10 protein-coding genes and 1 riboswitch are annotated in these 9,935 nt (G+C 62.9%); of the genes, 9 read left to right on the top strand and 1 reads right to left on the bottom strand.

Annotated features, from left to right (window positions below; translation table 11 throughout):
* Positions 1–23: 23 nt before the first annotated feature.
* The 5 genes from MJ205_RS16745 (at position 24) to MJ205_RS16725 (ending at position 5,711) form a co-directional block, all read left to right on the top strand.
* Positions 24–728: a response regulator gene (locus MJ205_RS16745; protein ID WP_239809496.1), complete on the top strand. Its 705-nt coding sequence runs from the start codon at positions 24–26 to the stop codon at positions 726–728.
* A gap of 18 nt (positions 729–746) precedes the next feature.
* Positions 747–844: riboswitch (S-adenosyl-L-homocysteine riboswitch) on the top strand.
* A gap of 74 nt (positions 845–918) precedes the next feature.
* Positions 919–2,349, top strand: a complete 1,431-nt coding sequence (gene ahcY, locus MJ205_RS16740; RefSeq protein ID WP_116927713.1) for an adenosylhomocysteinase — start codon at positions 919–921, stop codon at positions 2,347–2,349.
* 394 nt (positions 2,350–2,743) lie between these two features.
* Positions 2,744–3,946 carry a TlyA family RNA methyltransferase gene (locus MJ205_RS16735; protein WP_239809495.1) on the top strand — a complete coding sequence of 401 codons (1,203 nt, stop codon included), beginning with the start codon at positions 2,744–2,746 and terminating at the stop codon, positions 3,944–3,946.
* Positions 3,947–3,969: 23 nt separating this feature from the next.
* Positions 3,970–4,797, top strand: a complete 828-nt coding sequence (gene metF, locus MJ205_RS16730; protein ID WP_133857436.1) for a methylenetetrahydrofolate reductase [NAD(P)H] — start codon at positions 3,970–3,972, stop codon at positions 4,795–4,797.
* A gap of 71 nt (positions 4,798–4,868) precedes the next feature.
* Positions 4,869–5,711 (top strand): septal ring lytic transglycosylase RlpA family protein, encoded by an 843-nt coding sequence (locus MJ205_RS16725; protein WP_239809494.1) that lies wholly within the window; start codon positions 4,869–4,871, stop codon positions 5,709–5,711.
* Positions 5,712–5,796: 85 nt separating this feature from the next.
* Here the strand turns inward: MJ205_RS16725 and MJ205_RS16720 are convergent, their stop codons facing one another.
* Complete coding sequence (locus MJ205_RS16720; protein WP_239809493.1) at positions 5,797–6,684, bottom strand: 23S rRNA (adenine(2030)-N(6))-methyltransferase RlmJ; 888 nt, start codon at positions 6,682–6,684, stop codon at positions 5,797–5,799.
* 334 nt (positions 6,685–7,018) lie between these two features.
* Between MJ205_RS16720 and rplM the strand changes: the two genes are divergently transcribed.
* The 4 genes from rplM to mdtD all read left to right on the top strand — a co-directional run bounded on the left by rplM (position 7,019) and on the right by mdtD (position 9,932).
* Positions 7,019–7,447, top strand: coding sequence for a 50S ribosomal protein L13 (gene rplM, locus MJ205_RS16715; protein ID WP_230780412.1), 429 nt, complete (start codon positions 7,019–7,021; stop codon positions 7,445–7,447).
* 11 nt (positions 7,448–7,458) lie between these two features.
* On the top strand, positions 7,459–7,851 hold the full coding sequence (gene rpsI, locus MJ205_RS16710; RefSeq protein WP_021026900.1) for a 30S ribosomal protein S9: 393 nt from the start codon (positions 7,459–7,461) through the stop codon (positions 7,849–7,851).
* 192 nt (positions 7,852–8,043) lie between these two features.
* A complete protein-coding gene (erpA, locus tag MJ205_RS16705) occupies positions 8,044–8,409 on the top strand; it encodes an iron-sulfur cluster insertion protein ErpA (protein ID WP_021026899.1) in 366 nt (121 codons plus the stop codon).
* 98 nt (positions 8,410–8,507) lie between these two features.
* Positions 8,508–9,932, top strand: a complete 1,425-nt coding sequence (gene mdtD, locus MJ205_RS16700) for a multidrug transporter subunit MdtD (protein WP_239809492.1) — start codon at positions 8,508–8,510, stop codon at positions 9,930–9,932.
* Positions 9,933–9,935 lie beyond the last annotated feature (3 nt).

Below are 9,935 nucleotides of genomic sequence, written 5' to 3'. Positions count from 1 at the left end.
GGTTTTTTGTCACAATCGGGCGCATGACGCTTGCAGCCCCCCGCATCCTCCTGGTGGACGACGATCCCAATATCCGCCGCTTTGTGCGTCTGGCCATGGAGGACGAAGGCTGGCAGGTCTTTGAAGCCGACAGCGCCCGGCGCGGTCTGATCGAGGCGGCCAGCCGGCAGCCCGATGCGCTGGTGCTGGACCTGGGCCTGCCCGATGCCGATGGCAAGACCTTGATCACCGAGCTGCGCGGCTGGAGTGGGCTGCCGGTGCTGGTGCTCTCGGCCCGCGACCAAGAAGAGGAAAAGGTGGCCGCACTGGATGCCGGTGCCGATGACTACCTGAGCAAGCCCTTTGGCGTGCCCGAGTTGCTGGCGCGGCTGCGCGTGATGCTGCGCCGGGGCCAGCGCAGCGGCGGCGACAAGCCTGGCAGCACGGTGCGTTTTGGCGATGTGGAGGTGGACCTGGCCACGCATGAGGTGCGCCAGGCGGGCGTGGCCGTGCACCTGACCCCTATCGAGTTCCGGCTGCTGGCGGCCCTGATTGCCGGCCAGGGCCGGGTGCTGACGCACCGCCAGCTGCTGCTGCAGGTCTGGGGGCCGGAGTACCTGGACCGGCCGCATTACCTGCGCGTGCACATGGCCAACCTGCGCCAGAAGATCGAGGCCGAGCCGGCCCAGCCCCGGCATCTGCTCACCGAGTTGCAAGTGGGCTACCGCCTGGTGGGGTTACAGGGCTGATGCCCTTATAATCGCACTCCATCCGAGGAGCGTTGCAGCGTTTCCCAGTCTGGCAGGCGCCAGACCACAACGGGGCGTGAGGCTCGGATTTCATCTCGCAACGACGCTCACCCACGCTTTCTGTGCGGTGAGATGGTCTTTCCCCTTCTTCCGCGGAACGTGGTTTTTCATTCAATTTTTGGAGAAAACCATGAACGCTGCTGTTCGCTTCAATCCCGCTGACTCTGCGATTACCGATATTTCCCTGGCCGCTTGGGGCCGCAAGGAAATCAAGATCGCCGAAACCGAAATGCCTGGCCTGATGGCCGTGCGTGAAGAGTTCGCTGCTGCCCAGCCCTTGAAGGGCGCGCGCATCACCGGCTCGCTGCACATGACCATCCAGACCGCCGTGCTGATCGAGACGCTGACGGCCCTGGGCGCCCAAGTGCGCTGGGCCTCGTGCAATATCTTCTCGACCCAGGACCACGCCGCTGCCGCCATCGCCGAAACCGGCGTGCCCGTGTACGCGATCAAGGGCGAGTCGCTGAAGGACTACTGGGACTACACCCACGCGATCTTTGAATTCGGCGCCAAGGGCACCGAAGGCGAAGGCCCGAACATGATCCTGGACGACGGCGGCGATGCGACGATGCTGATGCACCTGGGCAAGAAGGCCGAGAAGGACATCTCCGTGCTGGCCAACCCCGGCAGCGAAGAAGAGAAGATCGTGTTTGCTGCGATCAAGGCCAAGCTGGCCGTCGATCCGACCTGGTACAGCCGCAAGTCGGCCCAGATTCTGGGCGTGACCGAAGAGACCACCACCGGCGTGCACCGCCTGAACGAAATGTCGGCCAACGGCTCGCTGCTGTTCCGCGCGATCAACGTCAACGACTCGGTGACCAAGTCCAAGTTCGACAACCTCTACGGCTGCCGCGAATCGCTGGTGGACGGCATCAAGCGCGCAACCGATGTGATGATCGCCGGCAAGGTGGCCGTGGTCGCTGGCTACGGTGACGTGGGCAAGGGCTGCGCCCAGGCGCTGACTGCGCTGCGCGCCCAGGTCTGGGTGACCGAGATCGACCCGATCAACGCCCTGCAGGCCGCGATGGAAGGCTACAAGGTCGTGACCATGGAGTACGCCGCTGACAAGTGCGACATCTTCGTGACCACCACCGGCAACAAGGACATCATCCGCCACGAGCACATGGTCGCGATGAAGGACGAGGCCATCGTCTGCAACATCGGTCACTTCGACAACGAAATCGATGTCGCATCGATCGAGAAGTACGAGTGGGAAGAGATCAAGCCGCAAGTCGACCACATCACCTTCCCCGATGGCAAGAAGATCATCCTGCTGGCCAAGGGCCGCCTGGTGAACCTGGGTTGCGCCACCGGCCACCCCAGCTTTGTGATGTCCAACTCCTTTGCCAACCAGACCCTGGCGCAGATCGAGCTGTTCACCCGCCCCGACGCCTACGAAGTGGGCAAGGTCTATGTGCTGCCCAAGGTGCTGGACGAGAAGGTCGCACGCCTGCACCTGAAGAAGGTCGGCGCCCAGCTGACCGAGCTGACCCAGGCGCAAGCGGACTACATCGGCGTGAAGAAGGAAGGCCCTTACAAGCCCGAAACCTACCGCTACTAAGCCAGGAGCCGCCAATACGGCCCCTGATACGTCGTTGCTTCGCCTTGTCGTACGCTTGTACTGCCTGCGGCTTTGCGCCTCGTCTCATGGGCCGTCTTGGCGCCTCTGGGGCAGCGCTAGGTGACACTCTTCGGTGCCGCCTGGCGCTGCAGCCCTCTAGGCATCCTCTGCAAAACCCTCGCCAAGCGGGATGGACGCGGATCGGGATGAGCCGCAAGGCGTCTTTTGCAGTCAATAGCCGTAGCTATTGACAAGGAAGACAACGAAGCGGATCGCCCGAGACCGCGTTCAGACCACGGCAGGGAGTTTTGCAGAGGGTCCCTAGGGCATTTGTTGTGAAGACTGGCTGCTCCGCCTGGCGGGCCGGCCGGTCGTTTTGATTGAAGGAACGCGCATGCGCGCAGATGTGTTTTTGGTGGAAACGGGCCTGGCGTCGACCCGCTCGCAGGCGCAGCGCCTGATTGCTGCGGGTGTGCAGTGGCGCACCACCTCGCTGGCCCCCTGGATCAAGGTCGCCAAGAACGGTGACGAGATTCCAGCAGGCGCCGATGTGGAGCTGCTCGATGACTCGGAAGCCAAGTACATCTCGCGCGGCGGCCTCAAGCTGGAAGGCGCCTTGGCGGCGACCGGCCTGGTGGTCAAGGACTTGCGCTGCCTGGACGCGGGCCAGAGCACCGGTGGCTTTACCGACTGCCTGCTGCAGGCCGGTGCCCGGCAGGTGATCGGTGTGGATGTGGGCACGGGCCAACTGCATGAGCGCCTGCGCGCTGATGAGCGCGTGGTCTGTGTCGAGGGCTTCAATGCCCGCGCGCTGACGCCTGAATCCCTGGAAGCGGCCTGCGATCTGGCCTTGACCGAGATCGTGCTGGAAGAAGAGGACAACGACACCCAGCCGGTGGCCCCTTATGCCTGGATGCGCAATGGCGGCCAGGTCGATGACGAATACGACGACAGCCAGGACGCCAAAGAGCAGGAGATCGAGGACTTCAAGGCTGAGCGCAGTGCCAAGCAGCGCGCCAAGGCGGAGGGCACGGCCCCCGTCGAGCGCCGCCGCCGACCCGGTACCGAGAACATCGATATCCGCCCCGAGTTTGACTTTGTCACCGGCGATCTGTCGTTCATCTCGCTGACCTTGGTGCTGCCAGCGGTGGTGAGCGTGCTCAAGCCCGGCGGCCAGCTGCTGATGCTGGTCAAGCCCCAGTTCGAGCTGCAGCCCGGCCAGATTGGCAAGGGCGGCATTGTGCGCGACAAGGCCTTGTATGCCGAGGTGGAACAGCGCATCCGCGCCTGCCTCGCCGAGCTGGGCCTGGAGGTCAAGCAATGGATGGATTCGGCCATTGATGGCGGCGACGGCAACCATGAGTTCTTTGTGCATGCCCAGCAAGGCGCGGTCGTCAAGGCGCCCGTGCCTGCAGCTGCCGATGCCAGTGCGGATGCCCCGGCCGCGCCTGCGAAAAAGGCCGCTGCCAAGCGCCCCTCGCGTGCCGATATGCGTGCCAAGCGTGATCTGCAGGAGCTGTACGTGGATCCGGAAGCGGCCAGTTTTGGCCAGCCGGGGCCCGCGCGCTCGAAGCAGAAAAAGCGCAACGAACGTTAAGTGTTGAGGACCTGGAGACGCTGATGTCTTTTCCGATCAGTTTTGAATTTTTCCCGCCCAAGACGCCCGAAGGCGCTGAGAAGCTGCGCGTGGTGCGCCAGGCGCTGTATGCGCGCAAGCCCCAGTTTTGCTCGGTCACTTATGGCGCGGGCGGCTCCACGCAAGAGGGCACCTTTGGCGTGGTCAAGGCCATCCTCGACGAAGGTGTGGATGCGGCATCGCACTTCTCGTGTGTGGGTGCCACTAAACAAACGGTGCGCGCGCAACTGCAGCAGCTCAAGGACATGGGCGTCAAGCGCCTGGTGGCCTTGCGCGGCGACCTGCCCAGCGGCTACGGCCTGGGCGGTGAGTTCCACTACGCCAGCGATTTGGTGACGTTTATCCGCGACGAATTCGGCCAGGATTTCCACATCGAAGTGGCCGCCTATCCGGAGATGCATCCGCAAGCGCGCAGCCCGGAAGCGGACCTGCAGGCCTTTCTGGCCAAGGTGAAAGCCGGGGCAGATTCGGCCATCACGCAGTACTTCTTCAACGCCGATGCCTTTTGCAGATTTCAAGAAGATTTACAAAAACGCGGTGTGGACCTGCCGGTCATCCCGGGTATTATGCCGATCACCGGATCGACGCAGCTGATGCGCTTTTCGGATGCCTGCGGTGCCGAGATCCCGCGCTGGATTCGTCTGCGACTGCAAGGCTATGGAGATGATGTTGCCAGCATCCGTGCCTTTGGCCTGGATGTAGTGACCCAGATGTGCGAGGACCTGCGCCGCCGTGGTGCCGTCGGTCTGCACTTCTACACCATGAACCAAAGCGCAGCCACACTGGCGATCTGCGACCGGCTGGGGCTGTAGCCAACAGCGCTGTGGTCTTGCAGCGTGGTGGCCCCGAATGTGCCCAAGCGCGGAAAGACCAGGAGTTGCTGTTGCCCTCATCCACACGATCGCGATGCCGAGGCTGGCTGGCCGCTGTCAGCCTGGCCGCGCTGGCGGGTGGCTGCGTGCATGTGCCCAGCGATGTCGATGGCACGCCGCCGGCGCAGGCGGACAGCACCGCGCCAGGCCCTGTGCATCCCGAAGCCGCATTTACCCCACCCGAGCGCTCCGCCGCAGAGGCGGCCATCACCTCGACCGCTCCAGAGGAACTGGCACTGGCCGGTGAGCGCCGGGGCCTGGGCCTGGTGCTGCCGCCGTCGGCACCACTCAGCAGCATCGATGGGCTGTCCCGCCCCTGGGATGTGCCCGACATTCCTCCCGCCCTCAAGCAAGACCCTTACCGATCAGCCGACCAGCAAGGCATGGCCTCCTGGTATGGCGGCCAGTTCCATGGCCGCAAGACGGCCAATGGCGAGCGCTTTGACAAAGAAGGCCTGACAGCAGCACACAAAACCCTGCCTTTTGGCACCCAGGTCTGTGTGCGCAGCATGGTCACCGGCAAGGCGGTGGTGGTGCGCATCAATGACCGGGGCCCTTATGCCGGCGACCGCATCATCGACCTGAGCCAGGGCGCTGCCCAGGAGCTGGGCATGCTGGGCCTGGGCATCAAGCCGGTGGAGCTGTGGACCCTCGATGACGATGACGACGACTGCCCATCGTTTGTGCTGGCCGGGCGGCGCGGCAGCGGTGCGTTGGCCGGTAATGGTGCGCGCGGCCAGCCGGCAGCGAAGGCGGCGGTGCAACACCGTGGCCGTGTGCGGGCCGTGGTGCCGGCCACCAAGGCACAGGCCAAGCCTGGCAAGGCAGCTGCTGCAGCACGGCGCAAAAGATAAAGCCTCAGCGCACAAAAGCAAAAAACGCAGGCCATCCGATGGATGGCCTGCGTTTTTCTATGGCGGCTGACTGGCTTGGAGGTGCTTACTTGCCGCCGCTCTCCAGCACATAGCCGGCATTGCTGTCCTGCTGCAGCAGCTCGGCCATTTGGGGCAGGGCGGTCTTGAGCTGGTCCTTCAGGGTGAAGGGCGGGTTGATCAGGAACATGCCGCTGGCAGGCAGGCCGGGGCGCTTTTCCTCACCCTGGCGCATGGCCGTGGTGATCTTGCTGTTCTTGACCGTCAGCTCGGCATTGAGCCAGCTCTTGCCAAACTTGTTGGCCAGGGTCTTGAGGCGGCGCGGCAGGTCATGGGCTTCCTGGCGCGGAATGATCGGGTACCAGACCGCATAGGTGCCGGTGGGGAAGCGCTGCATGCTGTCGGCCACCATGTCAAGCACGCGGCCATAGTCGGTCTTCATCTCGTAGCTCGGGTCGCACAGCAGGAACGCGCGGCGCGATGGCGGGGGCAGGAATTTCTTCACGCCTTCAAAACCGTCTTCCAGCAGCACCTGGACCTGGCGGCCGGCCTTCAACTGCGCGATGTTGCCCGTCAACGAACGGCAGTCGGTAGGGTGCAGCTCAAACAGCTTGAGCTTGTCGCGGTCGCCCAGCAGGCGCTGCGCGATGAAGGGCGAGCCCGGGTAGACCTTGTAGGTGCTGCTGGTGTTGAAGGCTTTGACCATGTCCACATAGTCTTGCAGCATGGGGCACAGGTCCTTGACGCCTTCGAGGCGGCGAATGCCTTCGTCGGCCTCGGCACTGGTCGTGGCGTAGTCGCCGTCCAGGCGGTACAGGCCCGCCCCGGCATGGGTGTCCAGTGCAACCAATGCCGCCTCTTTTTGCGTCATGTATTGCAGGGATGCAATCAGGATGGTGTGCTTGAGCACATCGGCATGATTGCCGGCATGGAAGGCGTGGCGGTAACTGAACATAGGGCGCCAATGGTAGCGATATGCGCCGTGCTACGGCGCCAAAGGGGCATGCGGCAGCGGTTATGGACGCCAAAAAACCCCGGAATACACTCGAACCCTGCCTTTTGGGGGATGTGAGGAGGCACTTTACGCTTTGCGCAAAAGCTTTTATAATGGAGAGCTTCGCAGCGATTTTTATGAATCCCGCGGCGAGGACTGGTTGCAGTGGGCCCGCAAGGTTACGCGGCAACCGGGTATCCCGCCTAAGAGGCTTCCTGCGCAAGTTCCTTGCGTCTAGAAGAAGCACCGACCGCGGAAAAGGATTCGCCAAACCCTCTATTGAAAGAGAAAACTCATGTCTACATTCAGCGCAAAACCCGCTGAGGTGCAACACGAGTGGTTTGTGATTGACGCCACCGATAAGGTGCTCGGACGTGTCGCCAGCGAAGTGGCACTCCGTCTGCGCGGCAAGCACAAGGCCATTTACACACCTCACGTTGACACCGGTGACTACATCGTCATCATCAACGCCTCCAAGCTCAAGGTCACTGGTACCAAGAACACGGACAAGGTGTACTACCGTCATTCGGGCTTCCCCGGCGGCATCACTGCCACCAACTTCCGCGACCTGCAAGCCAAGTTCCCTGGCCGTGCGCTCGAGAAGGCTGTCAAGGGCATGCTGCCCAAAGGTCCTCTGGGCTACGCCATGATCAAGAAGCTGAAGGTCTACGGTGGTGATGAGCATCCTCACACCGCCCAACAGCCTAAAGTGCTGGAAATCTAAGGAGTCCCGAGATGATTGGTGATTGGAACAATGGCACCGGCCGTCGCAAATCCAGCGTCGCCCGTGTGTTTCTGAAGAAGGGCTCCGGCAAGATTGTTGTGAATGGCAAGGACATTCAACAATATTTCGGCCGCGAAACCTCGATCATGATTGCAAAGCAGCCTCTGGTGCTGACCGGCAATGTCGAAACCTTCGACATCCAGGTCAACGTGCACGGCGGCGGTGAATCCGGCCAAGCCGGTGCCACCCGCCACGGCATCACCCGCGCTCTGATCGATTACGACGCAGCACTGAAGTCGCAACTGAGCCAAGCTGGCTTCGTGACCCGTGACGCACGTGAAGTCGAGCGTAAGAAGGTCGGTCTGCACTCTGCACGCCGCGCAAAGCAGTTCTCCAAGCGTTAATTGCTGGCTACTTGCCAAGAACCGCCCCTCGGGGCGGTTTTTTTATGGCTGTTGAGACCGTCAACACGTTCTCGGAACCGATCGGGGTATTCCCACACTGCAATTGGCGTCACCCGGCGGGCGGGCTGCGTGAAGGTGGCGATTGGAGTACCATTCTTTGCAGTACATCAAATAAGACAGGAGTCGTCTCCCATGAGCGAAGTTGCAGAAAACACCATGACGGAAATGCCCACCCCGATTGTCTTTACCGACAGCGCAGCGGCCAAGGTGGCCGATCTGATTGCCGAGGAAGGCAATCCGGACCTGAAGCTGCGCGTGTTCGTGCAAGGCGGCGGCTGCTCGGGCTTCCAGTACGGTTTCACCTTTGACGAGATCGCCAACGATGACGACACGACCATGACCAAGAACGGCGTGTCGCTGCTGATCGATGCGATGAGCTACCAGTACCTGCTGGGCGCCGAGATCGATTACAAGGAAGACCTGCAGGGCGCACAGTTCGTGATCAAGAACCCGAACGCCACGACCACCTGCGGTTGCGGATCGAGCTTCTCGGTATAAGCCGCGCAGCACGTGATGGAAGGCATGGCTCTGCTGCTTGCCTTCTGGTCCACCACCTTGCCTCAAGCCGCTGTTGACCAGCGGCTTTTGTTTTGCCCATGTCCGCTGAACTGACCCCACGCCCCGTCGCGCCCCACAAGGAGCGCCTGCTCTGGCTGGTGGCGATTGCCTTTTTTCTGCAGTCGCTCGATGCCACGATCCTGAACATTGCGCTGCCGGCGATGGCCCATTCGCTGGGCCAGAGCCCGCTGAAGATGCAGTCGGTCATCGTGGCCTACTCGCTCACCACGGCCATGCTGATTCCGGCATCGGGCTGGATTGCCGACCGCTTTGGCACGCGCCGCGTCTTCATGTGGGCGATTGCGCTGTTTGTGCTGGGCTCGGTGCTGTGCGCGCTCTCGCCCAGCCTGGGCTTCTTGATTGCGGCACGCGTGGTGCAGGGCGTGGGTGGGGCGATGATGCTGCCGGTGGGGCGCCTGGCGGTGTTGCGCAGCCACCCGAAAGGGGATTTCATCCGCGCGATGAGCTTCATCGCCATTCCCGGCCAGATCGGGCCCTTGCTGGGCCCGACCCTGGGCGGCTGGCTGGTGGAGGTCGCCACCTGGAACTGGATCTTCTGGATCAATGTGCCGGTCGGCCTGTTCGGCGTCTGGGCGGCGCGCCGCTGGATGCCCGAGACCACCTGGTCGGTGCCGCGCAAGTTCGACGGCCTGGGCTATGCGCTGCTGTCGTTCGGCATGGTGGCTATCTCGGTGGCGCTCGATGGCATGTCCGGCATGGGCCTGGGCATGGCCTTGGTGGTGGTGCTGATGGTGTTTGGCCTGGCCAGCCTGGCCAGCTACTGGATGCATGCGATGCGCGTGCCCGAACCCTTGTTTCCTCCGATGCTGTTTCGTGTGCGCTCGCTGCGCGTGGGCCTGCTGGGCAATCTGTTTGCCCGCTTCGGCACGGGGGCTGCGCCGTTTCTGATCCCGCTGCTGCTGCAGGTGGGCCTGGGCATGGCACCGATGAACGCCGGCATGATGATGCTGGCCACCGTGCTGGGCAGCATGCTGGTCAAGCGCTTTGCAGTGCAGACGGTGCAGCACTTCGGCTACCGCCGCGTGCTGCAGGTCAACTCGGTGATGGTCGCGCTCATGCTGGCCAGCTTTGCCTGGGCCAGCGCCAGCCAGCCGCCGTGGTTGCTGCTGCTGCAGCTGTTTGTGTTCGGCGGCTTCAACTCCATGCAGTTCTCGGCGATGAACTCGGTCACGCTGAAGGACCTGGATGGCGAGTTTGCCAGCAGTGGCAACAGCCTCTTGTCGATGGTGCAGATGCTGGCCATGGGCATTGGCGTGGCCCTGGCCGGCGCGCTGCTGTCGGGCTACGCCGACCGCTGGATCACTGACCCGGACAAGTCGCTGCGCGCCATCCACGCGACCTTTCTGACCGTGGCCTTGATGACCTTGGCTGCCACCTTGGTGTTCAGCCAGCTCGACAAGGATGAGCCGGTCAAGCCGGCGCCCGATGGCGGGGATGCCTGACCG

Origin of the sequence: Comamonas sp. B21-038 (assembly GCF_022387135.1) — a bacterium.
GTDB classification, from domain to species: domain Bacteria; phylum Pseudomonadota; class Gammaproteobacteria; order Burkholderiales; family Burkholderiaceae_C; genus Comamonas; species Comamonas sediminis.
This window is presented reverse-complemented; position numbering and strand designations above follow the sequence as displayed.

Excerpts from the sequence above, each read along its gene's own strand:
- erpA (WP_021026899.1), top strand. The coding sequence starts at position 8,044 with ATGAGCGAAGTTGCAGAAAACACCATGACGGAAATGCCCACCCCGATT.
- rplM (WP_230780412.1), top strand. The coding sequence starts at position 7,019 with ATGTCTACATTCAGCGCAAAACCCGCTGAGGTGCAACACGAGTGGTTT.
- ahcY (WP_116927713.1), top strand. The coding sequence starts at position 919 with ATGAACGCTGCTGTTCGCTTCAATCCCGCTGACTCTGCGATTACCGAT.
- metF (WP_133857436.1), top strand. The coding sequence starts at position 3,970 with ATGTCTTTTCCGATCAGTTTTGAATTTTTCCCGCCCAAGACGCCCGAA.
- MJ205_RS16745 (WP_239809496.1), top strand. The coding sequence starts at position 24 with ATGACGCTTGCAGCCCCCCGCATCCTCCTGGTGGACGACGATCCCAAT.
- mdtD (WP_239809492.1), top strand. The coding sequence starts at position 8,508 with ATGTCCGCTGAACTGACCCCACGCCCCGTCGCGCCCCACAAGGAGCGC.
- MJ205_RS16720 (WP_239809493.1), bottom strand. The coding sequence starts at position 6,684 with ATGTTCAGTTACCGCCACGCCTTCCATGCCGGCAATCATGCCGATGTG.
- MJ205_RS16735 (WP_239809495.1), top strand. The coding sequence starts at position 2,744 with ATGCGCGCAGATGTGTTTTTGGTGGAAACGGGCCTGGCGTCGACCCGC.
- rpsI (WP_021026900.1), top strand. The coding sequence starts at position 7,459 with ATGATTGGTGATTGGAACAATGGCACCGGCCGTCGCAAATCCAGCGTC.